This window comes from Streptomyces sp. NPDC107550 (assembly GCF_055639095.1).
Window position 1 is genome coordinate 92397 of record NZ_JBVKBC010000021.1, and the last position, 25460, is coordinate 117856.

The window sequence follows — 25460 nt, forward strand, 5'->3', positions numbered from 1 at the left end:
TCCTCTCCTCGAAAGCCGGTCGCTTGACCCGTCGACGCTGCGTCTTCGGGGGAAGCTCTTCCCTTCCAGCGTCCGGCTCATCGGCCTTGTTCGCATGCGGGGTCGGCTTCTCTCGCCGTCGCGGCCGGTGACGCCTCCGTGGCCGTACCGGGGCGCGGGCGCGGTGCTTGGGGTTGCGGCATGTTCATCATCGATCTGCGCTACGTCGCTCCGCTCGACCGGGTGGACGCGCTGCTTCCGGAGCATGTCGCCTGGCCGCACGGGCACTTCGCGCCACGGGGTGCGGGAGGTCCCGGTCCAGGGGGTGCTTTTCTCCGAGGGGGGAGGGGCGGGGTCAGTGGCGGTTCCGGCGTGATCTGCGGTGGGACCGCCAGCTGAGGATCAGGCGCGTGATCAGCAGGCCGAGGAATACGGCGCCGAACGCGAACCGTAGCCAGTGGGGGGCGGCGCCCGAGTCGGGCAGGAACGCCAGCGGGGTGGTCGCGGGGGTCGCGGGGGCGGGGTCGCTCATCGGTGGCTCCCGGAGGGGCCCTGTGGAAGAGTGGGCCGTAGTCGTAGATGTCCCACTATGCCCGGGAGGCGTCATGTCGTCCAAGCGACGTCGTAAGAAGAAGGCTCGTCGTAAGCACGCCGCTAATCATGGGCGTCGGCCTCAGTCCTGACGGGGCGTTCCACTCGGGGGCGGGGGTTTGTGTGCGCTGGGTTGAGGCTGGGTGCGTAGTTCCCCGCGCCCCTTACGGGGCTGCCCCCGGGCGCGGTTGGCCGTGTGCGGGGGCGTCGTGGCTGGTCGCGCAGTTCCCCGCGCCCCTTACGGGGCTGCCCCAGGGGGGTAGGTCCTTGCGCCCCTCGCGGGGCTGCCCCGGGGTGGATTTCGGTGCTGGGGGGTTACACCCTCTGCACTGCTCCTTCACCTACCGCTGCCGCCCACTCCGTGACGAGCGCCTCGTACTGGGCGCGGTCCTCGGCGGTCAACTGCCCGCCGGTACGCGCCCAGAGGTCACGAATCTGCTCGTTGACCACGTCGGCGGACCGTATGGAGCGCGGGGCGGGAGTGGAGGACATGTGAAAGAGGGTAGGGGATCGGCGCGCCTGTTCGCTCCGGTCCGTCACGTGGTCATCGCCATGTGTGATGTTCGCCATGTTGTGGAACCCTCGACCGGGTGAACGCCGTCCCCTGGAGGGCGGCTCGGCAGGCCGCCCTCCAGGGGACGGGGGGCGCCGACAGGAGGCACGTATGGCCAGCTCGACCGAGGGGTTCGTCGTGGCGCGCGCCGGGCTGGAGGACTGGCCCGTGATCCATGAGTGGGCCGCCGCCGAAGGCTGGAACCCCGGCCTGCGGGACGGGCCGAGCTTCTTCGCGCAGGACCCCGGCGGATTCTTCCTGGGCCGCCTCGACGGCGAGCCCGTGTCCGCCGTGTCGGTCGTCCGGTACGGGCCCGCGTACGCCTTCCTGGGCTGCTACCTCGTCCGCCCCGACCTGCGCGGACGCGGATACGGCCGCGCCACCTGGGACGCCGGTCTCGCCCACGCCGGCGGGCGCACGATCGGCCTCGACGGTGTCGTCGCCCGGCAGGCCGACTACCGCAGGTCCGGGTTCGCCCACGCCCACCGCACGATCCGCTACACCGGCACCCCGACCGCGCCCGACCGCGCCGCGGACCCCGCCGCCCGTATCGTCCCCGCCGCCCACCGCTTCGCGGACGTCCTCGCCTACGACCGCGCCTGCTTCCCCGCCGACCGCCCCCGCTTCCTGGAGTCCTGGCTGACCACCGAGGGCCACACCGCGCTCGCCCGGGTCACCGGCGGCAGGATCACCGGCTACGGCGTGCGCAGGCCCGGCCGGGACACCGCTCGCATCGGCCCCCTGTTCGCCGACACCGCCGCCGACGCGCTCGCCCTCTTCGACGCCCTCACGCCGGAGGGCGACCCGGTCGGCATCGACGTACCCGAGACGAACCCGCAGGCCGTGGCGCTCGCCGAGCGGCGCGGGCTCAGCCCCGGGTTCGAGACCGCCCGCATGTACACGGGTCCCGTACGCCCCTTCGCCGCGGAGCGCGTCTACGGCGTCACCACCCTCGAACTCGGCTGACCCGTGCCACCCCGGCCGGGCCGCCAGGGGTGACGTTCCGCCAAAACCTTGACCTCAAGATTGGTTGAGGTTCTAGGTTCGACGGCATGAGCATGGAGACCACAGCCTGGACGCAGTTGCACAGCGTCATGAACGCCCAGAACGGCGGGCCCGACGGCCGCCCCTTCTCCCGCGCCACCCTGCGCCGCATCGCCGCCTTCGCCCGCCCGCACAAGCGCCGCATCATCCAGTTCCTGGTGCTCAGCGTCCTGACCGCGCTGCTCGCCGTCGCCACGCCGCTGCTCGCGGGCCGGGTCGTCGACGCCATCGTCGGCGGCGAGGACCAGGCCGTCGTCGTGCGCCTCGCCCTCCTCATCGCGCTGATCGCGCTCGCCGAGGCCGGCCTCGGGCTCCTCGCCCGCTGGCTCTCCGCCAACCTCGGCGAAGGGCTCATCCTCGACCTGCGCACCGCCGTCTTCGACCACGTCCAGCGCATGCCCGTCGCCTTCTTCACCCGCACCCGCACCGGCGCCCTCGTCAGCCGCCTCAACAACGACGTCATCGGCGCCCAGCGCGCCTTCAGCAACACCCTGTCCGGCGTCGTCGGCAACATCGTCACCCTCGTCCTGACGCTCGCCGTCATGCTCACCCTGTCCTGGCAGATCACCCTGCTCGCCCTGCTGCTCCTGCCCGTGTTCGTGCTGCCCGCCCGCCGCACCGGCTCCCGCATGGCCCGCCTCCAGCGCGAGGCCGCCGCCCACAACGCCGCCATGGGCACCCGCATGACCGAGCGGTTCTCCGCGCCCGGCGCCACCCTCGTCAAGCTGTTCGGCCGCCCCGAGGACGAGTCCGCCCAGTTCGCCGAACGGGCCCGCCGCGTACGGGACATCGGCGTACGGACCGCCATGGCGCAGTCCGCGTTCATCACCGCGCTCACCCTCGTCTCCGCGCTCGCGCTCGCCCTCGTCTACGGCCTCGGCGGCTACCTCGCGCTCGACGGCACCCTCGAAGCCGGCGCCGTGGTCTCCCTCGCCCTGCTCCTGACCCGCCTCTACGCCCCGCTCACCTCGCTGGCCGGCGCCCGCGTCGAGGTCATGAGCGCCCTCGTCAGCTTCGAGCGCGTCTTCGAAGTGCTCGACCTCAAGCCGCTCATCGACGAGAAGCCCGACGCCCGCGCGGTCCCCGAGGGGCCCGTCGCCGTCGAGTTCGACGACGTACGCTTCGGCTACCCGGCCGCCGACAAGGTCTCCCTCGCCTCCCTCGAAGAGGTCGCCGCCCTCGACACGCGCGGCGGCGACGAGGTCCTGCACGGCGTCAGCTTCCGCGCCGAACCCGGCCAGACCATCGCCCTCGTCGGCTCCTCCGGCGCCGGCAAGTCCACCATCGCCCAGCTCCTGCCCCGCCTGTACGACACCGACGCGGGCGCCGTCCGCGTCGGCGGCGTCGACGTACGCGACCTGTCCGCCGCCTCCCTGCGCGCCACCCTCGGCATGGTCACCCAGGACGGCCACCTCTTCCACGACAGCGTCCGCGCCAACCTGCTGCTCGCCCGGCCGGACGCCACCGAGGACGACCTGTGGGACGCGCTGCGCCGGGCCCGCCTCGACACGCTCGTCGCGTCGCTGCCCGACGGCCTCGACACCGTCGTCGGCGAACGCGGCTACCGGCTCTCCGGCGGCGAACGCCAGCGCATGACCATCGCCCGGCTGCTCCTGGCCCGCCAGCGCGTCGTCATCCTCGACGAGGCCACCGCCCACCTCGACAACACCTCGGAGGCCGCCGTCCAGGAAGCCCTCGCCGAAGCCCTCGAGGACCGCACCGCTCTCGTCATCGCCCACCGCCTGTCCACCGTGCGCGGCGCCGACCGCATCCTCGTCATCGAGGACGGCCGCGTCCTCGAACAGGGCACCCACACCGAACTCCTCGCCGCCGACGGCCGCTACGCCACCCTCTACCGCACCCAGTTCGCCCCCGGGGAACAGGCCCCCGAACCCACCGCCGCCTGACGGCGAGGCGGGCGGTGAGGCCGCCCCGCCCGGCGGCCCGCCCGCCCCCTGCGCTACAAAGGGCACCAGCACAAGCGACACGAACGACAGGCGTGGGGAGGCGGACGGACCGTGACGGGCCAGGCATTGCCCGATGGCTACCTGGAGGGGTACGCCGACCTCCTCACCGCCGCCTGCGCCACCGGCCGCCGCCTCACCCGCGAGGAACTGGAGGGCCGCCGCGCGCTCGGCCTGCGCGCCGCCGAAGCGGGCCTCGGCCTGCGCGCCCTCGTCGCCGCCTACCTCGCTGCCACCCGCGCCCACTGGCCCCGCACCGCCGACACCGACAGCGTCCTCGCCGTCGTCGAACAGGCCGTCGACGCCGTCGCGGAGGGCTACGAACGCGCCCAGCGGCTCGCCGTGCGCCGCGAGGAGGCCGCCCGCCGCGAGTTCGTCGACGACCTGCTCTACGGGCGCAGCGACCTCGGCCGCCTCGCCCAGCGCGCCGAACGCTTCGGCCTGCGCCTGTCCTCCGCGCACGCCGTCGCCGTCGCCCAGGCGAAAGCCGCGTACGAGGAAGGCGACCCTGTCCCCCGCGAGGTGGAGAACGCGCTGGTCACCCGGTTCGGCGACCGCAGCATCCTGCTCACCACCAAGGGCGGCCGGCTGATCTGCGTAGCCCCCGGCGACCAGGACGAGGTCCTCGCCTTCTTCGCCAAGCAGGCCCACGCCGCGACCGACGGCGGCCAGGTCGCCGTCGGCCGCCCCCAGCCGGGACCCGGCGGCGTCGTCCACTCCTACGAGGAAGCCCTCGGCGCCCTCGACCTCGCCGCCCGGCTCGGACTCGACGCGCCCGTGCTGCGCGCCGCCGACCTGCTCGTCTACCCCGTGCTCGGGCGCGACCGGCAGGCCATGGCCGACCTCGTCCGGCACACCCTCGGCCCCCTCGAAGGCGCCCGCGGCGGCGCCCGCCCGCTCCTCGACACCCTCACCGCCTACTTCGACTCCGGCTGCGTCGCCGCCGCCGCGGCCCGCGCCCTGTCGCTCAGCGTGCGGGCCCTCACCTACCGGCTGGCCCGCATCCACCAGCTCACCGGCGCCGACCCCGCCGACCCCGTGCACCGGTACACCCTCCAGACCGCCGTGATCGGCGCCCGCCTCCTCGACTGGCCCGCCCGCCCCCTGTGAGCCCCGCGCGCCTCACGTCGCGGGAGCGGTGCGCCGGATGGCCAGGAGTGTCGCGTCGTCCGTGCGGTGCGCGCCGTCGAGCCGCGTCACGACCCGCTCCGCGTACTCCTGGAGCGCGTCGTGCCCCGGCCCGGGCGGCGCCGCCCGCCAGCACTCCTCGACCGCGTCGAGGAACCGGCGCGTGTCCAGATCCGGGTCGCTGTCCCGGCGCTCGGTCAGCCCGTCCGTGTACATCAGGACGGTGTCGCCGACCCGCAGTACCGTCTCCGCCGCCGTGTACCGCGCCCCCTCGCGCACCCCGAGCGGCAGCCCGGGCCCGCCCTCAGGCCCGGGCAACTGCTCGGCCCGCCCGTCCCTGACCAGCACCGGACGGGGATGGCCCGCGCACGTCCAGCGCAGCAGCCGGCGCTCGGGATGGAACCGGGCGATGATCGCCGTCGCCGTCGACTCCAGGCCGTCCGCGCAGGCCAGCTCGTTCAGCCACTGCGTCAGCCGCTCGGCCCGCTCGTCCGTGTAGGCCAGCCCGGCGAGCGCGAAGCGCAGCTTGCCCATCAGCGTCACCGCCGGCAGGCCGTGCCCGCGCGCGTCACCGAGCGCCACCAACAGCCGGCCGCCCGGCAGCCGCCGCGCCTTGTACCAGTCGCCGCCGATGCCCGCCTCCCGCGCCCCTGGCCGGTACACGGCGGCCGTCTCCAGTCCGTACGCCGCCAGCTCGTCCTGGAAGTGCGGCAGCATGGCCTCCCGCAGCGCCCCCGCGAACTCCGCCACCGTCTCCGCCCGCGCCCGCTGCCTGCGCGCCTCCTGCTGCGCCCGCTCCGTGCTCTCCAGCCGCCGCCGGTCGGCCGTCACATCCGTCAGCACCGCGCGCAGCGCCCAGACGAGGCCCCCGGGCTCGATACGGGCCGGCTCCGCCGTCATCCGGATCAGCCGGTCGCCGAGCCGTTTCAGACGCAGCTCGCAGCGGGCGGTCCGGGTGCGCAGGATCACGTCGTACAGCGTCTGGTAGAGCGCGGGCAGGCTCTCGGGGCGGACATCGGCGGCGAGTTCGGCGAGCGTCGGCGGGGCCGCGCCCTCCGGGAGCCGTAACACCTGCCGAAAGCCCGGCGAGTACTCCACGCGGCTGTCGCCGAGGCTCCACTCGACCCAGCACGTGCGCACGAGTCGCTGCGCCGCCTCCGAGATGCGCAGCAGATGCGCCCGCTCCCAGGCGATCAACAGGTGCTCCCCGCAGGGCGACACCCGTACCACGTCGTTCACGGGCACCGCCGCCACCGGCCCGTTCGCCACCCACTCGACGAGTTCCGGCCCCTGGGGCGCCGACTCGCGCAGCGCCTGCTCCATGAGCCGGTGCACCGCCGTGTCCCGCAGCGCAGGGTAGGAAGCGTACAGGGAGACGGGGCCGTCGCGCAGCGGGGTGACGCCCGTGGGCAGGCGCTCGGCGGCGAACGCGAGCGCCACCGCGTTCTGCGTGACGAACAACGCGTCGATCAGCCGCCCCTGCGCGTCCAGCACCGGCGCCACCAGCACGGCGGGCAGGGGCAGCGCGTCCAGGACCTCGCGGGCCGACGGCATCGGAGGTATCCCCGGCAGCTCGTGGTCCGGCGCCGTCGCGCGGAAGGGGCCGTGCTGGATCGCGTACGCCGAGATGCGCCTCCGCTGCGACTGGAGGAGTTGCCGGATGGCCTGCAACTCCAGATTGGCGCGCGCGTCGGTGACCGGCGTCGGGTCGTCCATACGCGGCTCGAACCCCCTGAGTGCGGTGTGCGTTGCGGACAGGACTTCCCTCCAGCCTCTCTTCACCCCGCCCACTCGGCCAGTGGGATTACGCCATCGGCGGCCCCGGCCCGTGCCGCGGCGCGTGCGCCCTGTTGACCGCGCCCCCGGGCGGCCCTAGCGTCCTGGCGTGCGCGGCCCGCGCCGCGTCGGCGGCGCTCACGGGCCCGCGCGACGCCCGCCCTGGAGGCCGCGATGCCCACCGTCCCGCCCCTCACGACGCTCCCCGCGCTCCTGGCCCGCAACGCCGCCCACCACGCCGGCCTGCCCGCCCTGTCCTGGCGTACCGACGGGACCTCGTCCGACTGGACGGCCCTGACCTGGGCCGAGGTCGCCGCGCACACCGCGCGCCTCGCCGCCGGATACGCGGCGCTCGGCGTCGCCCCCGGCGACCACGTCCTGCTGATGATGGCGAACCGGCCCGAGCACTGGCTCAGCGACTTCGCCTTGGTCCGCCTCGGCGCCGTCCCCGTCAGCGTCTACGGCACCTCCGCGCCCGCCCAGATCGAGCACATCGCCCGCAACTGCCGCGCCGCGCTCGCCGTCGTCGAGGACGCGGAGCAGGTCCGCAGGTGGGCGCCGCTGCTCACCGACCCGGACACCCCGCTGTCCCGCCTGGTCGTCGTCGAGGCGGGCGCGGGCGACGAGCCGCCCGCGCCCGGCCTCCACCCGTACGCCGCGCTGCTCGCCGCCGAGCCGTCCGACGGGTTCGCCGACACGCTCGACCGGGCCCGGCCCGATGATCCGCTCACCGTCGTCTACACCTCCGGCACCACCGGCGAGCCCAAGGGCGTCGTCCTCACCCACGCCCAGGTCCTCACCGACGCCGGTGCCCTCGACGCCGTCGTCGAACTGCCCGCGCACGTCGAGCACATCTGCTACCTGCCGTTCGCGCACATCGCGGAGCGCATGCTCGGCCTCTACCTGCCCTGTCTGCGCGCCGCATACGTCCACCTGTGCGCCGACCCGAGCCTCGTCGCCGCCGCCGTACGCGACATCAGGCCCCGCCAGTTCTTCGGCGTGCCGCGCGTCTGGGAGAAACTGGCCGCCGCCGTGCGCGCCGGTCTCGCCCGGCTGCCCGCCGAGCAGCGCGCGGCCGTCGAGGACGCCGCCGACACCGCCCGCGCGCACGTCGCCCACCGCGAACGCGGCGAACAGCCGCCCGCCGCGCTGGAAGCCGCGTACGCCCGCTGCCGCGCGGACGTCCTCGTCCCGCTGCTCGCCGCCGGCGGCCTGGACCGGGTCACCTGGGCGGCGAGCGCGTCCGCGCCGATGCCGCAGGACGTCGTACGGTTCTGGGCCGGGTTCGGCATCGTGATCATGGACGCGTGGGGGCTGACCGAGACGACCGGCGTGGTGACCACCAACAGCCCGCGCACCGGCTTCCGGCTCGGCTCCGTGGGCCGCCCGATCGACTGCGTCGAGGTACGGGCGGCCGCCGACGGCGAACTGGAGGTGCGCGGCGCGTCCCTGTTCTCCGGCTACCTTCAGCCGGACGGCTCGGTGAGCCCGGCGGTCGACAAGGACGGCTGGCTCGCCACCGGCGACCTCGGACGCGTCGACGCCGACGGCTACGTCTGGATCACCGACCGCAAGAAGGAGATGATCATCACCTCGACCGGCAAGAACGTCTCCCCGGCCCTCGTCGAGAACGCCCTGAAGGAGCACCCGCTCATCGGCCAGGCGGCCGTCCACGGCGACCACCGCTCCTACCTCGTCGCGCTGCTCGTCCTCGACCCCGAGACCACCCCCGGATGGGCCGCCGCCCAGGGCATCGAGGGCACCGACCTCGTCGAACTCGCCGCCCACCCCGGTGTCCTGGCCGAGATCGACCGCGCGGTCGCGGCCGCCAACGCCCGCCTCAACCGCACCGAACAGATCAAACGCCACCACGTCCTCGGCACCGAATGGTCCCCGGCCACCGGCGAGTTGACGCCCTCGCTGAAACTCCGCCGCCGCGTCGTGCGCGACAAGTACGCCGACGTACTGGCCCAGTTGTACGAGGACTGAGCGCGCCGGGGCCGGGTCAGGCGCGGCCGGCCGGGGTCACCGTCACGTTCACGTGCTTCATCAGCGGCTGGTCGCTCTGCGTGCTGTAGTCGCCGATCGCGCACAGCACGTTCATCTCCGGCATGTACCCGGCCGCGCAGCCCCGCGGGATGTCGTACGCGAGCGCCGTGTACCCCTTCAGATGCCGCCGGCTGCCGTCGCGCGCGGTGCTCGTGATGTCGACCGGGTCGAAGGGGGCGATGCCCCGCTCCCGCATGTCGTCGCGGTTCATGAAGACCAGCGTGCGCAGGTTCTTGACGCCCCGGTAGCGGTCGTCGTCCGAGTAGATCGTCGTGTTCCACTGGTCGTGCGAACGCATCGTGCCCAGCGCCAGCGTGCCCGCCTCCGGCACCACGTCCGGCAGCGGCGCCGCCGAGAACTCCGCCCGGCCCGACTCCGTGAGGAAGACCAGCTCGCGGGCCGGCTGCTTGATACGGAACCCGAGGGGGAGCCGCACCCGCCGGTTGCAGTCCTCGAACCCGTCGATGACCTGGGCCATCGAGTCCCGGATCCGGTCGTAGTCCTCGACGTACCACTCCCAGGGCGTCGAACTGCCCGGCAGCGAGGCCCGCGCCATGCCCGCGATGATCGCCGGCTCCGACAGCAGATGCTCTGACGCGGGCCGCTTCATCCCGACCGACAGATGCACCATGCTCATCGAGTCCTCGACCGAGGTGGCCTGCACCCCGCCGCGCTGGTGGTCCTTCTCCGTACGCCCGAGGCACGGCAGGATCAACGCGGAGCGCCCGTGCACCAGATGACTGCGGTTCAGCTTCGTGCTGACCTGCACGGTCAGCTCGCACGCGCGCAGTGCCTCGAAGGTGTACGGGGTGTCGGGCGCCGCCAGCGCGAAATTGCCGCCCATGCCGACGAACACCTTCACGTCCCCGCGCCGCATCGCCTCGATCGTGCCGACCGTGTCGAGGCCGTGCTCGCGCGGCGGATCGATCCCGCACGCCTTCGCCAGCCGGTCCAGGAACGCGGGCGCGGGGCGGTGGTCGATGCCGCAGGTGCGGTTGCCCTGCACGTTGCTGTGGCCGCGCACGGGGGAGGGGCCCGCGCCCTCGCGGCCCAGATTGCCGCGCAGCAGCAGCACGTTGACGATCTCGCGGACCGTGTCGACGCCGTGCTCGTGCTGGGTGACGCCCAGGCACCAGCTGATGATGCTGCGGTCCGCCTGCCGGTACACGCGGGCCGCCTCCAGGATCTGCGCGCGGCTCAGCCCCGACTGCCGCTCGATCTCCTCCCACGGCGTCGCCTCGCACACCACCCGGTACTCCTCGAAGCCGTGCGTGTGCCGCTCGATGAACTCCCGGTCGACGGCCTTCGGATCGGCGCCCGACTGCTCCAGCACGGCCTTCGCCATCCCGCGCAGGAACGCCATGTCGCCGCCGATGCGGACCTGGAGGTCGAGCGTGCCGGTGCGCGTCGCCTTGTTGAGCGCCATGTCCTTGAAGTCGTGCGGGATGATCGTGCGGGTGGCCGCCGCCTCGATGAGCGGGTTGACGTGCACGATCTGCGCTCCGCGCCGGTACGCCTCCGCGAGCGCGGTCAGCATGCGCGGGGCGTTGGAGGCGGCGTTGACGCCCATGATGAACAGCGCGTCCGTGCTCTGCCAGTCCGCCAGGTCGCAAGTGCCCTTGCCGGTGCCCAGCGCCGCCTGGAGCGCGCGTCCGCTGGCCTCGTGGCACATGTTGGAACAGTCGGGCAGGTTGTTCGTGCCCAGCTCACGCGCCCACAGTTGGTACAGGAACGTCGCCTCGTTGCCGAGCCGGCCCGACGTGTAGAAGGACGCCTCGTTCGGGCTGTCGAGGCCGCGCAGGGTCCGGCCCACCAGATCGAAGGCGTCCTTCCAGCTGCCCGGTACGTAATGGTCGCTGTCCGCGTCGTAGACCATCGGCTCCGTCAGCCGGCCCTGCGCCTCCAGCGCGGCGTCGCTCCACGTCGACAGTTCGCTCACCGAGTGCGCCGCGAAGAACTCCCTGCCCACCCGCTTGCGGGTCATCTCCCAGGTGACGTGCTTGATGCCGTTCTCGCAGATGTCCAGGTGCAGGCCCTTGAGATCGTCCGGCCAGGCGCAGCCCGGGCAGTCGAACCCGCCGTTCTCATGGTTCATCCGCATGATGGCGCGGGGGCCCTCCACAAGCTCCCGCTCCCGCAGCAGGAACCGCGTCACGCTCTTCGCGGCGCCCCAGCCGGCGGCGGGATGGCGGTACGGGTGGAACTCCGGCGTGCCCTCGTCGGGGCGGTCGGGCTGCGCGTCCAAGGCCGTTTCCTTTCCGGGACCATCGCCCCCACCCAACAACGCGGGTGCGTCGCCCGCGACAGCGGAATCATCATCCGGCGCGAGATCGGCCCCGCCAGCACCTGGAGTATGCGCCGAGGCCAGCCCCGTAAGGGGCGCGGGGAACTGCGCGCCCAGCCCCAACGCACCCGGCACTCTGGGGCGCTGCCCCAGGCCCCGCTCCTCAATCGCCGGAGGGGCTGGATGTGGGCGCTGAGGCCAGTCCCCAGGGCCCCGGGGCGGGAGGCCGGGAGCGGGCGCTCAGACAAGCCCCGCCAGGGGCGCGGGGAACTGCGCGCTCGGCCACGGCGTACCCGGCACTCTGGGGCGCTGCCCCAGGCCCCGCTCCTCAATCGCCGGAGGGGCTGGATGTTGGCGCCGAGGCCAGTCCCCAGGGCCCCGGGCCGGAGGCCTGGAGTGGGCGCGGAGGTCAGCCCCGTCAGGGGCGCGGGGAACTGCGCGAGAAGCCCCACCGGGGCTGCACCCGAAGCACAACGATCACGCACCCGGCGCTGGGGTGCCGCCTTGCCCACCCTGCCGCCCTGGGGGTCCCCCCGGACGAAGTCTGGGGGAGGCAGACTGCCCAAGGCGGCGGGGGCGGGCGGCGCCCGAAAGGCACCGGCGTTGGCAGCCCCGTAAGGGGCGCGGGGAACTGCGCGCTCAGCCACGGCGTACCCGGCACTCTGGGGTGCTGCCCCAGGCCCCGCTCCTCAAGCGCCGGAGAGGCTGGGAGTTGGTGCTGGGGCCAGCCCCAGGGAGCTGAGGGAAAGGCCCTATGTCAGCGCCGCCAGCGCTTCACGGAGCCCCGTGGGCCGCTTCGTGCCCTCCACCGGCGTCGGCCCCCACCCGGGCCCGGCCAGCAGCACCCGCGGACGCTGCCGCGCCCCCCTGACCCCCCACGCGGCCCGCACCAGATGCACCGCCAGCGGAACACTCGCCGACGACCGCGTCTGCGACCACAGCAGCACCGCGCGCGGCCCCGTACGCCGTACGGACTCCGTCAGCGCCTCGACGGGCACCGCCGCCCCCAGCATCCGTACCGGCACACCGGCCACCGCCAGCGCCGCGTACACCGCCTCCAACGGCAGCGTGTGCTGCTCCCCGGGCACGCACGCCAGCAGCACCGCCGGCGCACCCCGCGCCGGAGGACGGGCCCCGGCGAGGACCGGCGCGGTCCGCAGCGCTGTCGAGACGTGCCAGGACAGCAGGTGCTCGACCTCGACGTACCGGTCCCCGGCCGACTCCCACTTGCGGCCCACGGCGTGCAACGTCGGCATCATGACCTCCTCCCAGGCGGCGACGACGCCATGCGCGCCCACGAACGCGTCCAACTGCTCCTGGAGCGCCCCCGCGTCGAGCCGTACGGCGGCCCTGGCGAGCCCCCGGCACTCCGCGCGCACCGCCCCGAGCGGCAGCGCGGCCCCGCCGGAAGGCGCGAGCGGCACGGCCGGGGCCGGCGAAGGGGCGCCGACGCGGTGCTTGGCGGCTCGGGCGGCCTCGGCGGGCGGCAGCCCCGACGCCGTGAGCCGGCACATCTCCTCCACCATGGCGACGTCCTCGCCGCTCCAGCGCCGGTGGCGGCCGTCGGCGCGTACGGCGGGGCCGAGCCCGTAGCGCTGGTCCCAGGAACGCAGGGTGGTGGGGGAGACGCCGAGCTGGCGGGCGAGCGCCCCCGTTGTGATCCCGGCGCCCGGATCCGGGCCGTCGTGACGCGCCGGGGCACCGGCCGTGTGGTCCATGCCGTTCACCATACGACGCGGAAACGCTGCAAAGCCCAAAGCCCCGATACATCGGCGGCCCCAGACGCGCTGCGTGCATCCGCAGAGAGCCCGGCGCCCGAATCTCCGTACGGATCTCCGTACGGAACCTGATCGAAACCCGGACTGAACACAAAAACGACGCACATTCGATGCGGCTGGAGACGCCCCCGCGAGCTGGTGAGGGTGAGGGTCCCACAGAGCGGCGGAAGGGACTCCTCCCATGACTGCGCGACCCCTCACCGAGCGGACGGCCCGCGCCGACCGGGCCCCCACCGAGGCGCCCCCCGCCGAAGCCCGCATCGCCGCCGGCCTGCGCGCCGGGCAGGAAGCCGCACTCGAAGCGGCCTACCGGCGCTGGGGCACCCTCGTCCACACGCTCGCCCACCGCACCCTCGGTGACGCCCGCGAGGCCGAGGACGTCACGCAGCAGGTCTTCCTCGCCGCCTGGCACGGCCGCACCGGGTTCGACCCCGCCCGGGGCCCGCTGGCCGCCTGGCTCGTCGGCATCACCCGCAGGAAGGTCGCCGACGCGCTCCAGGCCCGTACCCGGCGCACCCGGACCGTCGAGGCCGCCGGTGCCGCGCTCACCGCCACCGCCACGGTGGGCGGCGATCTCGCGGCACCGGTGCTCGACCGGCTCGTCGTGCGCCACGCCCTGAACCGGCTGCCCGCGCCCCAGCGCCGCGTCCTGGAGCTGACGTTCTACGCGGATCTGACGCAGACGCAGATCGCGGGCGTGACCGGGCTGCCGCTCGGCACGGTCAAGAGCCATGCCCGGCGCGGCCTGCACCGCCTGCGCGACCACCTGGCCCCCGGCGACACGGCCCACGCCCGGCAGGCGGCCTGACACCCCGTCAACCCCTCCACAGAACACGGCATTTCAGTACGGCAACCGCCCCTGCGAGCGCAGTGCCCACCGGCGTTCCGCGTACGCCAGATCATCGCGCCACAGGCGTCCCGCCGCCGCGCGCATGACGGGCCGCAGCGCCCCCGCGACCTGCCGGGCGGCGACGAAGCCCCGGCGGTCGGAGGTGGCGATCACCGCCTCCACCACGGCCGTCCGGGGCCGTGGGTGGCCGGGCGGTGTCAGCGGCGTCGCGTGCGTCTCCACGACCGAGCCGCTGCCCTCCCCGTCGACGATGCGCATGACGACCGTACGCGGATCCGGCGCCGTGAACGCGGCCCGCACCGGCACCACGATCCGCGACGTCAGCTTGAACGACACCTCCACGACGAACGCGTCGTCCTCCGGGGCGAGTTCACCCCCGCCGAAGCCGTCTCCGAACCCGTCCCCGCTACCGTCCTCGATGCCGTCCCCGGAGCCGCCTCCGACTCCGTCCCCGGGGCTGTCGACCACCCGCAGGTCCACGAACGAGTACGGGTGGAACCATGCCCCGTGCCAGGGATCGAGCCGGTTGGCGACCACGTCCTCGGGCTCGCACCGCCCGAACCCCGTGTAGACGGCCTCGACCGCCCCGGCGAGCGCGGGCCGGGGCGGCGCGACCGGCGCGGCGAGCGGTTCGGGCCCGCCCGGCGCGTCGAGCCGTACCCATACGAGGACCCCGTCGTCGTGCACCGGAAGCGGTCCCCAGCCGGGAAAGCCCTCCGGGCCGAGGCGCAGCCCGTGCCAGTGGCAGACGAGCGTGCCGCAGCGCACCGGGCTGTCGCGCAGCGGCGCCCCCAGGTGCGGGCACGCGCCGGGTCCCGCGACGACGGCGCCCCGCTCGTCGCGCCACAGCACGATCTCCCGCCCGGCGACCGTCCGCCCCACGGGAGCGCCCCCGGGGACGTCCCGCGCGGCGCCCACCACGTACCAGTCGCCGCCCGGCCGGGCCTGGGCGCGCTTCAGCGCGGCCTCGATGACGGCCGGGCGCACCTCGCGCCACGTCGGCCGCTGCCGCTCCCACGCCACCGGGCGCCGCCGCAGCGCCAGCGGGAACCGGCTCCCGGCCTTCCGTCGTTTCGTCATGCCGCCTCCTGCGGTGCCGGTTCGGGAGAAGTGCCGTACAGCAAGCCGGAGTTGAGGTGCTCCCGCGCGGCCGGGTTCGCGCGGTGGCGTAGCCGGGCGCCGAGGACGCGTGCGAGGCCGTCGGCGGCGACCGCCGCCCTGCGCCGCCGGGGGACGACGGCACGGCGGTGCAGCACCGCGTACCCGTCGTCGGCGACCGCGTCGAGGATCCCCGCGTACAGCACGCACGCCGTACGGATGCACGGCCGCGCGACCGGCGACAGCATCGCCACCCCCGGCAGCGCCTCCCGGTACACGGCCCGGGTCAGCGCCTCGAACTCGGCGAACGCGCGCGTGACCCGCGTCGCGCTCCGGCCCGTGCGCCGGCTCCACAGCAGCTCCTCGCGGTCCACGTCGTGCGCGGCGAGCAGGTCGGCGGGCAGATAGACGCGGCCCCGGTCGAGGTCCTCGCCCACGTCCCGCAGGAAGTTGGTCAGTTGGAAGGCGACGCCGAGCGCCGCCGCGTACGGCTCCGCCTCCCGCCGGGGGACGACCGTGCCGAGGACGGGCAGCATCTCCAGGCCGATGACGGCCGCCGAACCGTGCATGTAGCGCCGCAGATCGGCGTAGGTGGCGTACTCGGTGACGGTCAGGTCGGCGCGCATCGCCGCCATGAAGTCCGTGAAGTGCGCGTGGTCGATGCGGTAGCGGCGGGCGGTGTCGGTGACCGCGCGGACGACGGGCTCCTCGCTGTGTCCGGCCCGCAGGCCCGCCTCCAGGCGCCCGGCGAGGCGGTCGAGTTCGCTCGCCCGGTCCGCGGTGGAGGTGTCGGCGGCGAGCCGGTCCACGATGTCGTCCGCCCAGCGCGCGAAACCGTACAGGGCGTGCACGGCCGGACGCCGGTCCACCGGCAGCAGCCGGGTCGCCAGGAAGTACGTCTTGCCGTGGCGGGCGTTGAGGCGGCGGCAGCGCGCGTAGGCGGCACGCAGCGCCGGGTCGGTGACGCCCGCGGCGTCGAGTTCACGCCGGGTCACGCGCGCACACCCCCACCGGCCAGGACCGTACGGGTGCGCGCCGGGAGGCCCGTGACGCGCGCCGCCGCGAGCTTGCCCGACAGCAGCACGGTCGGTACGCCGACGCCCGGGGTGGTGCCGCAGCCGGCGAGGACCGCGTTGCTCGTCCCGCGCACCAGATTGCGCGGCCGGAACGGGCCCGTCTGGGCGAAGGTGTGCGCGGCGGAGAACGGCGTGCCCGCCGCGTGCCCCTGCGCCGCCCAGTCGGCGGGCGTCACCAGGCACTCCTCCTCGACGGCCGCCCCGAGCCCGTCCAGGCCGCGCCGCTCCAGCTCGGCGAGGAGGCTGTCGCGGTAGCGCGGCCCGAGGTCGCTCCACCGGGCGGGCCCGGGCCCGATGTCGGTGTTGGGGCAGGGCGCGAGGATGTAGTGCAGATGCCGGCCGGGCGGCGCGAGCCCGGGGTCGGTGGCCGTGGGCCGGGTGATCAGCAGCGAAGGGTCCGTCATCAGGCTCCCGGTGCGGGTCAGTTCGTCGAACGTGCGGTGCCAGGCGGCCCCGAACGACAGCGTGTGATGGGCCAGTTCCGGCCAGGTGCGGCGCGTGCCCGCGTGCAGGACGACCGCCGACGGCGCGTGCGTCAGCCGCACCGGGCGGCGCGGCCGGTGCCCGAGCAGCCGGTAGGCGACGGGCAGATCGGGCGTCAGGACGACCGCGTCGCACGCGATCCGCTCCCGCGCGGTGACCACGGCGGTGACGCGCTCCCCGGAGCGTTCCAGGCGTACGACGTCCCGCTCGTAGAGCAGTTCGGCGCCCGCGTCCCGCGCCGCGTCCGCCATCGCCCGGGGTAGCGCGTGCATGCCGCCACGCGGGAACCACACCCCGGCGACCGTGTCCATGTACGCGATCACGGCGTACGCGGCGAGCGCCCGGGCCGGCGGCACGCCCGCGTACAGCGACTGGAACGAGAACACCCGCCGCAGCCGCTCGTCCTCGATGAACCGCCCGATCCGCGCGTCGAGCCGCCCGAACCCGCCGAGCGCCGCGAGCCGCGCCAGGTCGGGGGTGAGCAGCCCGAGCGGCGAGTCGAAGTTCGCGTCGACGAAACGCCGCATCTGCGCCCGGTACAGCCGCTCCAGCCACACCCGCAGCCGCCGGTAGCCGTCCGCCGCGCCCGGCCCGGCGAACTCCGCGACCGCCCGCTCCATCGCCTCCGCGTCCGTGTGTACGTCGATGCCGGTGCCGTCCGCGAACCGCGCCCGGTACGCCGGGTGCAGCGGGATCAGCTCGACGCGCCCGCGCAGCGACTCGCCTACGGCGGCGAACGCCTCGTCGGCGAGATCGGGCATCGTCAGCACGGTCGGGCCCGTGTCCATCCGGTAGCCACCCCGCGTCAGCAGGCCCGCGCGCCCGCCGGGCAGCGCCGCACGCTCCACGACGGTCACGCGCCGTCCCGCCCCCAGCAGATGCAGCGCCGCCGCGAGCCCGGCCAGGCCCGCCCCGACGACCACGACATGATCGGTGCGTCCGCTTACGGTCCTCATCGGCAGGCTCCTCGGGCGGCGGGGCGGTCCGCCTCGGGCGGGTGCGGTCGGGTGGGGGTGCGTTCGTACGGGGTGGTGGGGCGGCCCGCTGCGGGCGGGTGCGGTCGGGCGGCCGTGCGTTCATGCGCGGCGGTGGGGCGGCCCGTGTCGGCCGTGCGTACGGGCCTCACGGGCGGCCTCCTCGCGCGTGCGCACCCGCACCCGCACCCGCACCCGCACCCGTGCCTGCGCCAGCGGCGAGGACCGTGGGCAGGGGCGGGAGCCGGTGACGGGCGGGCGCGCCGGCGGCCAGGCGCATGAGCGCGACCAGGCGGTCCGCCGCGACGGGATCGACGACCACGCCGTCCAGATGGCGCATCGCCTGCGCGAGCAGCCGCGCGATCCGCGCCTCCACGATGCGGAGCGCACCGGTGTCCTCGAACACCTCCCTGACCTCGTCCAGCCCCCGTTCGTCCAGGTCGGCCCGGCCCAGCGCCCGCCGCAGCACCCCGAGCGCCCGCTCGTCCCTCTCGGCCTCCGCGCGGGCCAGCGCCACCGCCGTCAGATACGTGGGCTTGCCCGACCGCACGTCCTGCCCCGCAGGCTTGTCCCGGCGCGGGCCGCCGAAGACGTCGTCGAGGTCGTCGCGCAACTGGAAGGCGAGGCCCGTGCAGCGCCCCGCCGAGCACAGCGCGCGGACGGTCGCGTCGTCGGCGCCGCCGAGGGCCGCGCCGAGCTGGAGCGGGCGCTCTACCGTGTACAGGGCGGTCTTCAGGCAGGCGGCACGCACCGCGCGCGTGAGGGAGCGGGCCCGCGTGAACTCCCCGTGGATGTCCAGGTACTGGCCCGCGACCATTTCAAGCCGCATCCGCGCCCAGATCCCGCGCACATCGGCCGCCGCGGGCCCGGGCGAGCGCAGGGCGGCCACCTCGTCGTCCGCCCACACCAGCGCCAGGTCGCCCGCGAGGATCGCCGCCGACCTGCCGAACCGGGCCTCGCCCTCCGCTCCCCGCGACGCGCCCGGGCGGGCCAGGGCGATGTGCAGCGCGGGGCGCCCGCGCCGCGTACCGGCCGCGTCCATGATGTCGTCGTGGACCAGGGCGCAGGTCTGTATCAACTCCAGGGCGGCGCCCAGCCGCAGCGCGGCCTCCGTCTCCTCCGCGCCGGGCAGGCCGCAGGCGCGCAGCCCCCACCACAAGAAGCGGGGCCGGATCCGCCGTCCGCCCTCGCGCGCGAAGGCGGCGACCCGCTCGGCCACCTCGCCGCCGAACACCTCGTCCACCGCCCGCGCCTCCGCGACGCGGGAGCGCAGCACCGCGTCGAGCCGCAGCCCGACGGCCCCGGCCACGTCGGCGTCGATCGCGTGCACCCGCGCCGCGCCTGAGCGGTCGCAGGACCGGGGCACCGGCCCCGGCACCGGGGCACCCCGCTCCCGCGCGCACCGGGCCGCGTCGGCGCTGACGGCATCCGCTGCCTCGTCCGGGGCCATGCCTGCTCCTGTCGTGTGCTGGTCACCGCTGCTGGTCGCCGCGCGACGTGATCCGTACGGGCAGCGCGGCGAGATGAGCGGGAAGGGAGTTACGTACGGGGTGGGTCTCGTAGCCATTCCCCGCCGGAGGCGCGTTCGGATGCGGCAAACGGCGGACGGGCCGGGCGAGCCGCGCCGGCGGGGGAGGGGAGTGCGGTACGAGAGGACAGGCGGCGGCACGGGAAGCGGCCCCGGCGCCCGCCCCGGGGCCCCGGCCGGAACCCGCCCGTACGGCCGCATCCGAACGGGCCCCCGCCGGGGAAGGGTGAGCGGGGACGGCCCGGGCGGGCCGCGCGGCACGAGTGACAGGAGAGACGTGTGGAGCGGGTGGACATCGCCGTCATCGGGGCGGGCGCGGCGGGCCTCTCCCTGGCCGACCACCTCACCGCGCCCCTGGACCTCAGCCCCTTCGACCCCACGGGCCCCCTCCACCCCACCGCCCCCGGCCGCACCGCCGCCCGCACCAGCCACACCGGCCGCACCGCCCCCGCCCCCACGCGCGTCCCGCGCCCGACCGTCGCCCTGATCGACGCCCCGCCCGGACCGCTGCGCCCGCCCCCGCGCACCTGGTGCTACTGGGAGGCGGGCGCCGGCCGTTACGACGACGCGCTCACCGCCTCCTGGGACCACCTGCGCGTCCGCGCCCCCGGCGGCCGGGAGCTGGGCGGCGCCCTCGCCCCGCTGCGCTACAAGATGCTCCGCTCGGAGGCGTTCGAGGCGCTGCTGGACACCCGGCTCGCCGCCCGCCCCGCCCTCACCCGGCGCGAGGCCACCGTCGAGGCCGTCGAGAGCACCCCGGGCGGCGCCCGCCTCACCCTGCGCGCCGCAGACGGCAGCCGCCGCACGCTCGCCGCCCGCTGGGTCTTCGACTCCCGCCCGCTCGGCGCCCTGCCCCGCGCCCGCACCACGCTCCTCCAGCACTTCCGCGGCTGGTTCGTGCGCACCCCGGGGCCCGCCTTCGACACCGGCGCCGTCGACCTCATGGACTTCCGCGTGCCGCAGCCCCGCCACGGCCTCGCCTTCGGCTACGTCCTGCCCACCGGACCCCGTACCGCCCTCGTCGAGTACACGCAGTTCTCCGCCGCGCCGCTCACCGACGAGGCGTACGACCGGGCCCTGCACGCCTATGCGCGCGATGTGCTCCGTCTGGGCACCTTCGCCGTCGAGGAGACCGAGCAGGGGGTCATCCCCATGACCGACGCGCGTTTCGCCCGGCAGAGCGGGGAGCGCGTCTTCCGGATCGGCGCGGCGGGCGGCGCGACCCGGCCCTCCACCGGCTACACGTTCGCCGCGATCCAGCGCCAGTCCCGCGCCGTGGCCCGCGCCGTGCGCGCCGGACGCAGGCCCGTGCCGCCGCCCCCGCACACGCGCCGCTCCCTGGCGATGGACGCCGTCCTGCTGCACGGCCTGGCGGGCGGGCGCATCGACGGCGCCGCCTTCTTCACCCGCCTGTTCGCCCGCGTCCCCGCGCCCCGGCTGCTGCGCTTCCTCGACGGCGACACGAGTCTCGCCGAGGACGTCGGCATCGGGCTGCGCGGCCCGACGCTGCCCCTGCTGCGCAGCGCCCTCACGCTCCCGGCCGCGCCGCTGCGCCCGGCACCGGACCGCCGCCCCCACCCTCCCCAGGAGAACCATGCCGACCCTGCGTGACGCGCCGCTCGCCCGCGCGTTCGACCACGCCGCGCGCAGCTACGACACCCTCGTCGCCGCCAACCCCGGCTACCACGCGCATCTGCGCCGCTCCGCCCGCCGCCTCGCCCTGCCCGGCCACGGCAGCGGCCTGCGCCTGCTGGACCTCGGCTGCGGCACCGGCGCCTCCACCGCAGCGCTGCTGTCCGCCGCGCCCGCCGCACGCGTCACCGCCGTCGACGCCTCCGCCGGGATGCTGGAACGCGCCGCCGCCAAGCCCTGGCCGCCGACCGTGTCCTTCCACCACAGCCCCGCGGAAGGGCTCGCTGCGGCCGGTCTGACGGGCCCCTACGACGCGGTGTTCGCCGGGTACCTCTTCCGCAACACCACCGACCCCGACGCCGTGCTGCGGGCGGTGCGCGACGCCCTCGTACCGGGCGGCAAGCTCGCCGTGCACGACTACCTGCTCAGCGGGAAGCGGCGCCACCGCGCCGTGTGGTCAGCGGTCTGCGCCGGGCTCGTCCCGCTCACCACGGCCCTCGGCGACGGCGCCCTCTACCGGCATCTGTGGCGCAGCGTCGTCGACTTCGACACCGCCGACGCGTTCGCCGCCCGCCTCGGGCGCGCAGGGTTCACGCAGGTCCGGGTGGTGCCGCTGCCCGGCTGGCAGACCGGCATCGCGCACACCGTCGTCGCCCGCGCCCCGCGCGCCGAGGACCGCCCGTGAGCCGCCCGCAGCGGACCACGCCGCGCACCCCCGAGGGCGCCCGCGACCGGCGTGCCGCGTATCTGCCCGCCCGCCCCGGCGCGCCCGCGCCCACCGGCGCGCCGCCCGCTGTCGCGGTAGTCGGGGGCGGCATCGCGGGCCTCGCCGCCGCCACCGCGCTCGCCGAACGCGGCGTCCGCGTCGACCTGTTCGAACGCGACGCGGTCCTCGGCGGCCGCCTCTCCGGTCGGCCCACCACCCTGCGCGACGGCTCCGGGGCCACCATGAGCCGCGGCTTCCACGCCTTCTTCCGCCAGTACTACAACCTGCGTGCCCTCTTGCGCCGCACGGACCCGCGCCTGGAGCGGCTGACCGCGCTGCCCGACTACCCGCTGTGGCACGCGGACGGCCTGCGTGACAGCTTCCGCCGCGTCCCGCGCACCCCGCCCTTCAGCGCGCTCGGCTTCGCCCTGACCAGCCCCACCTTCCGCGTACGGGACCTGCCGCGCATCGACGTACGCGCGGCGGCGGCCCTCATGGACGTCACCGTGCCCGGAACGTACGACCGGCTCGACGCCACCAGCGCGCACGACTTCCTGCACTCCATCCGCTTCCCCGAGGCCGCGCACCATCTGGCGTTCGAGGTGTTCTCCCGCAGTTTCTTCGCGGACCCGCGGCAGTTGTCGGCGGCCGAGATGGTCCTGATGTTCCACATCTACTTCCTCGGTTCCGCCGAGGGGCTCCTGTTCGACGTGCCGCGCGAACCGTTCCCCGCGGCCCTGTGGCAGCCGCTCGCCGGGTACCTCGAACACCTCGGCGTCCGCCTGCGCACCGCCGAACCCGTCGAACGGATCGACCCCACCCCCGGCGGCGGCTTCCGGGTGAGCGCCGGGCGACGGCAGGCCGCGTACGACGGGTGCGTGCTCGCGCTCGACACCGAGGGGCTGCGGGCGCTGGCCCGGCACAGCCCCGGCCTCGCCGACCCGGACTGGCACGCGCGCGTGGCGGCGCTGCGGACCGCGCCGCCGTTCCTCGTCTCGCGGCTCTGGCTGGACCGGCCCGTCGCCCGCGACCGGCCCGGCTTCCTCGGCACCAGCGGCTACGCGGGCCTCGACAACGTCAGCGTCCTCGACCGCTGGGAGGGCGAGGCGGCCCGCTGGGCGCGGCGCACCGGTGGCTCCGTCGTCGAGCTGCACGCCTACGCCGTCGATCCGGGCGCCGACCACGAGAGCGTGCAGCGGCGGCTGGTCGAGCAGTTGCACGCCGTGTACCCGGAGACCCGCGCCGCCCGCGTCGTCGACGAACGGCACGAATGGCGCGCGGACTGCCCGCTGTTCACCGTCGGCGGCTACCGGGACCGCCCCGCGGTGCGCACCAGTGACCCGCACCTCATGATCGCGGGCGACCTCGTCCGTACGGGGCTGCCGGTGGCGCTGATGGAACGGGCGGCGACCAGCGGCATCCTCGCCGCCAACGCCCTCCTCGCCCGCTGGGCCCTCGCCGGGCATCCCCTGTGGACGGTCCCGCGCCGGGGCCGCAGCCCGTTGCTGAGTCGCTGGGCGGCCCGCACCCGGCCCGCCCCACCCCGCCCCACGGAAGCGAGCAGCGCTCTATGACGGAACGTCAGCAAGCCGTGTACCACTGGCTGTTCGGCGACCAGCTCGGCCCGCACTTCCTCGACCCGGCCGACGGCGGGCCCGGCCGGACCACACCGCTGGTGATGATCGAGGCCAGGTCCGTGTACCGGCGCCGCCGCTTCCACCGCGCGAAGGCCCATCTGATCCTGTCCGCGATGCGGCACCGCGCGGCCGAACTCGGCGACCGCGTACGGTACGTGCGCGCCGACACCTACCGCGAGGGCCTGCGCCGAGCCGCCGGGGACGCCCCCGTCACCGTCCGCCACCCCACTTCCCGCGCCGCCCTCGACCTCGTCACCGCGCTCACGTCCGTACGGGTCCTGCCCGCGCGCGGCTTCCTCGTCCCGCACGAGGAGTTCACCGCCTGGGTGGACGGACGCGAGGGGCCGGGGCTGCGGCAGGAGGACTTCTACCGGCGCGTCCGGCGCGCCCACGACCTGCTGATGGACGGCGACCGGCCCGCCGGCGGGCGCTGGAACCTCGACCACGACAACCGGCGGCCCCCGCCGCGCGGCGCCACCGACCTGGGTGTCCCCGCCCCCTACCGGCCGCGCGAGAGCGACATCGACGCCGAGGTCCGCGCCGACCTGGACCGCTGGGAACGCGACGGAGACGTGACGTTCCTCGGCGACGACGGCCCCCGGCGGTTCCCCGCGACCCGGCGGGAGGCGCTCGCCGCCCTGCGCCGGTTCCTCGATCACCGGCTGCCCACGTTCGGCGCCCACGAGGACGCCATGCTGAGCGGCGACCCCGTCATGAGCCACAGCCTGCTGTCCGCCGCGCTCAACCTCGGCCTGCTCGACCCGGCCGAGTGCGTCGAGGGCGCGGAGGCGCGGTGGCGGGCGGGCGAGGCGCCCCTGAACAGCGTCGAGGGCTTCGTCCGCCAGATCGCCGGGTGGCGGGAGTACGTCTGGCACCTGTACTGGTACCGGTACGCCGACGAGCGGCACCGCCGCGCCAACGCCCTCGGCCACCGGGCCCCGCTGCCCGACTGGTTCAGCGAGCTGGACCCCTCCGGCACCGACGCGCACTGCCTGGCGCACACCCTGGAGGCGGTCCGCTCCACCGGCTGGACCCACCACATCCCGCGCCTGATGATCCTCGGCAGCCACGCGCTGCAACGCGGCTGGGAGCCGGGCGCCGTCACCGACTGGTTCCACCGCGCCTTCGTCGACGGCTACGACTGGGTGATGGTGCCCAACGTCGTCGGCATGTCCCAGTACGCCGACGGAGGCTTCATGACCAGCAAGCCGTACACCTCCGGCGGCGCCTACATCAACCGCATGAGCGACCTGTGCGGCGAGTGCCGCTACTCGCCGTCCGTGCGGGTGGGGGAGGACGCCTGCCCGTTCACCGCCGGGTACTGGAAGCTGCTCCACCGCCACCGCGCCCGCTTCGCGGCCAACCCCCGCATGACCCGGGCGGTACGGGGCCTGGACCGCCTGACGGACCTGGACGAACTGCTGGCCCAGGAGGGGGCCTGATCCGATCCGCCGCGCAGTGCAACCGAAAGGCGCCTCGCGGGCGAAGAGTGCACAGGGGGGTGCGCAGATCCGTCTGCCGTCCGAAAGGCGCACCGTCATGGAACTCAAGGACGAACTTCCCCTGGACCACCGACTCGCCCGGGTCTACCGCTGGGGCGCCGCGTTCTGCGGTCTGGTCCTGCTGACCTTCGGCTGCCTCGGCCTGGCCGACCAGCTCGCCCCCTTCGACACGCACGGCGCCCATATCGCGGGCCTGACCACGAACGGCGCCCTCAGTCTCGTCTCGATCGTCGTCGGCCTCGCCCTGGTGGGCGGAGCCGTGATCGGCGGCAACGTCGCCTCGACCCTCAACATGAGCGTCGGCGTGCTGTTCCTGCTCAGCGGCTTCGTGCACATCTTCATCCTGGACAAGGGCGCCAACGTCCTCGGCTTCGGCATGTCGAACGTGCTGTTCAGCTTCGTCATGGGCCTGGTGGTGCTCACGTTCGGCATGTACGGCCGGGTCTCCAGCAGGCTCCCGCACGACAACCCGTACTGGCGCCGCCGCCATCCCCGCGAGGCGGCCCGGGAGGCGCTGGCCGCCCGCCGCGCCCCGCGCCCCGGCGAGGCCCCCGCCGTACGCGGCCCCCGCCTGCAGTAACCGCCTTGCGCAGTTCCCCGCGCCTCTGGGTGAGCGGTTGGCTCCGCCCGGTGGGGAACCTCGACTCTCGTCGTGGCCGCTCGCGCAGTTCCCCGCGCCCCTGGGGGTGGGGGGCTCCGGCCGGTGGGTCTCCTCGGCTTTCGTCGTGGCTGATCGCGCAGTTCCCCGCGCCCCTGGAGGCGGGGCTTCGCCCCTGCCTCCCCAGATAGAGGTAGCGCACGAAGTGCGCACCGAAGGGGCGCGGGGAA

Annotated in this window: 20 protein-coding genes; 11 read left to right on the plus strand and 9 right to left on the minus strand. The window is 75.1% G+C overall.

The features are described 5' to 3' along the window. Positions 1-334: 334 nt before the first annotated feature. Entirely contained in the window at positions 335-511 is a 177-nt protein-coding gene (locus ACZ7LY_RS24675; RefSeq protein ID WP_471626867.1) for a hypothetical protein, read from the minus strand. A 73-nt stretch (positions 512-584) separates the two neighbouring features. Here ACZ7LY_RS24675 and ACZ7LY_RS24680 point away from each other — a divergent pair, with 73 nt between their 5' ends. Further along, complete coding sequence (locus ACZ7LY_RS24680; RefSeq protein ID WP_467560784.1) at positions 585-662, plus strand: 50S ribosomal protein bL37; 78 nt, start codon at positions 585-587, stop codon at positions 660-662. A gap of 223 nt (positions 663-885) precedes the next feature. Here ACZ7LY_RS24680 and ACZ7LY_RS24685 read toward each other — a convergent pair whose 3' ends face one another. Continuing rightward, on the minus strand, positions 886-1062 hold the full coding sequence (locus ACZ7LY_RS24685; RefSeq protein ID WP_471626868.1) for a hypothetical protein: 177 nt from the start codon (positions 1060-1062) through the stop codon (positions 886-888). A 172-nt stretch (positions 1063-1234) separates the two neighbouring features. On the opposite strand from ACZ7LY_RS24685, the gene ACZ7LY_RS24690 reads away from it, so the two are divergent. The 3 genes from ACZ7LY_RS24690 to ACZ7LY_RS24700 all read left to right on the plus strand — a co-directional run bounded on the left by ACZ7LY_RS24690 (position 1235) and on the right by ACZ7LY_RS24700 (position 5241). Further along, positions 1235-2089, plus strand: coding sequence for a GNAT family N-acetyltransferase (locus ACZ7LY_RS24690; RefSeq protein ID WP_471626869.1), 855 nt, complete (start codon positions 1235-1237; stop codon positions 2087-2089). Between the two features lie 86 nt (positions 2090-2175). Continuing rightward, positions 2176-4074 (plus strand): ABC transporter ATP-binding protein, encoded by a 1899-nt coding sequence (locus ACZ7LY_RS24695; RefSeq protein WP_471626870.1) that lies wholly within the window; start codon positions 2176-2178, stop codon positions 4072-4074. 111 nt (positions 4075-4185) lie between these two features. Beyond that, positions 4186-5241: a PucR family transcriptional regulator gene (locus ACZ7LY_RS24700; RefSeq protein WP_471626871.1), complete on the plus strand. Its 1056-nt coding sequence runs from the start codon at positions 4186-4188 to the stop codon at positions 5239-5241. Between the two features lie 12 nt (positions 5242-5253). On the opposite strand, the gene ACZ7LY_RS24705 is transcribed toward ACZ7LY_RS24700, so the two are convergent. Then, positions 5254-6975 (minus strand): PP2C family protein-serine/threonine phosphatase, encoded by a 1722-nt coding sequence (locus ACZ7LY_RS24705; RefSeq protein ID WP_471626872.1) that lies wholly within the window; start codon positions 6973-6975, stop codon positions 5254-5256. A 234-nt stretch (positions 6976-7209) separates the two neighbouring features. Between ACZ7LY_RS24705 and ACZ7LY_RS24710 the strand changes: the two genes are divergently transcribed. Further along, positions 7210-9024, plus strand: a complete 1815-nt coding sequence (locus ACZ7LY_RS24710) for an AMP-dependent synthetase/ligase (protein WP_471626873.1) — start codon at positions 7210-7212, stop codon at positions 9022-9024. Positions 9025-9040: 16 nt separating this feature from the next. Here the strand turns inward: ACZ7LY_RS24710 and ACZ7LY_RS24715 are convergent, their stop codons facing one another. Both ACZ7LY_RS24715 and ACZ7LY_RS24720 read right to left on the minus strand, forming a co-directional pair. Then, positions 9041-11329 carry an FdhF/YdeP family oxidoreductase gene (locus tag ACZ7LY_RS24715; protein ID WP_471626874.1) on the minus strand — a complete coding sequence of 763 codons (2289 nt, stop codon included), beginning with the start codon at positions 11327-11329 and terminating at the stop codon, positions 9041-9043. A gap of 791 nt (positions 11330-12120) precedes the next feature. Continuing rightward, entirely contained in the window at positions 12121-13086 is a 966-nt protein-coding gene (locus tag ACZ7LY_RS24720) for a MerR family transcriptional regulator (RefSeq protein ID WP_471626875.1), read from the minus strand. A gap of 241 nt (positions 13087-13327) precedes the next feature. On the opposite strand from ACZ7LY_RS24720, the gene ACZ7LY_RS24725 reads away from it, so the two are divergent. Next, on the plus strand, positions 13328-13954 hold the full coding sequence (locus ACZ7LY_RS24725) for a sigma-70 family RNA polymerase sigma factor (protein ID WP_471626876.1): 627 nt from the start codon (positions 13328-13330) through the stop codon (positions 13952-13954). A 33-nt stretch (positions 13955-13987) separates the two neighbouring features. Here ACZ7LY_RS24725 and ACZ7LY_RS24730 read toward each other — a convergent pair whose 3' ends face one another. The 4 genes from ACZ7LY_RS24730 to ACZ7LY_RS24745 form a co-directional block, all read right to left on the minus strand. After that, the gene (locus tag ACZ7LY_RS24730) at positions 13988-15076 is read right to left on the minus strand and encodes a DUF5914 domain-containing protein (protein WP_471626877.1); all 1089 of its coding nucleotides are present in this window, start codon (positions 15074-15076) and stop codon (positions 13988-13990) included. Beyond that, positions 15073-16089, minus strand: a complete 1017-nt coding sequence (locus ACZ7LY_RS24735; protein WP_471626878.1) for a phytoene/squalene synthase family protein — start codon at positions 16087-16089, stop codon at positions 15073-15075. Before ACZ7LY_RS24735 ends, ACZ7LY_RS24730 begins: the two co-directional genes overlap by 4 nt. Then, on the minus strand, positions 16086-17609 hold the full coding sequence (gene crtI, locus ACZ7LY_RS24740) for a phytoene desaturase family protein (RefSeq protein WP_471626879.1): 1524 nt from the start codon (positions 17607-17609) through the stop codon (positions 16086-16088). The genes ACZ7LY_RS24735 and crtI overlap by 4 nt, the downstream gene beginning before the upstream one ends. A 166-nt stretch (positions 17610-17775) precedes the next feature. Further along, on the minus strand, positions 17776-19077 hold the full coding sequence (locus tag ACZ7LY_RS24745) for a polyprenyl synthetase family protein (RefSeq protein WP_471626880.1): 1302 nt from the start codon (positions 19075-19077) through the stop codon (positions 17776-17778). Positions 19078-19434: 357 nt separating this feature from the next. Here ACZ7LY_RS24745 and ACZ7LY_RS24750 point away from each other — a divergent pair, with 357 nt between their 5' ends. The 5 genes from ACZ7LY_RS24750 (at position 19435) to ACZ7LY_RS24770 (ending at position 25212) form a co-directional block, all read left to right on the plus strand. Beyond that, a complete protein-coding gene (locus ACZ7LY_RS24750) occupies positions 19435-20766 on the plus strand; it encodes a lycopene cyclase family protein (RefSeq protein ID WP_471626881.1) in 1332 nt (443 codons plus the stop codon). Beyond that, a complete protein-coding gene (locus ACZ7LY_RS24755) occupies positions 20750-21472 on the plus strand; it encodes a class I SAM-dependent DNA methyltransferase (RefSeq protein WP_471626882.1) in 723 nt (240 codons plus the stop codon). Before ACZ7LY_RS24750 ends, ACZ7LY_RS24755 begins: the two co-directional genes overlap by 17 nt. Then, complete coding sequence (locus ACZ7LY_RS24760; protein ID WP_471626883.1) at positions 21469-23067, plus strand: FAD-dependent oxidoreductase; 1599 nt, start codon at positions 21469-21471, stop codon at positions 23065-23067. Before ACZ7LY_RS24755 ends, ACZ7LY_RS24760 begins: the two co-directional genes overlap by 4 nt. Continuing rightward, the gene (locus ACZ7LY_RS24765) at positions 23064-24572 is read left to right on the plus strand and encodes a cryptochrome/photolyase family protein (protein ID WP_471626884.1); all 1509 of its coding nucleotides are present in this window, start codon (positions 23064-23066) and stop codon (positions 24570-24572) included. The genes ACZ7LY_RS24760 and ACZ7LY_RS24765 overlap by 4 nt, the downstream gene beginning before the upstream one ends. Before the next feature lie 97 nt (positions 24573-24669). Further along, positions 24670-25212: a DUF4383 domain-containing protein gene (locus tag ACZ7LY_RS24770; RefSeq protein WP_471626885.1), complete on the plus strand. Its 543-nt coding sequence runs from the start codon at positions 24670-24672 to the stop codon at positions 25210-25212. The last annotated feature ends 248 nt before the right edge of the window (positions 25213-25460 follow it).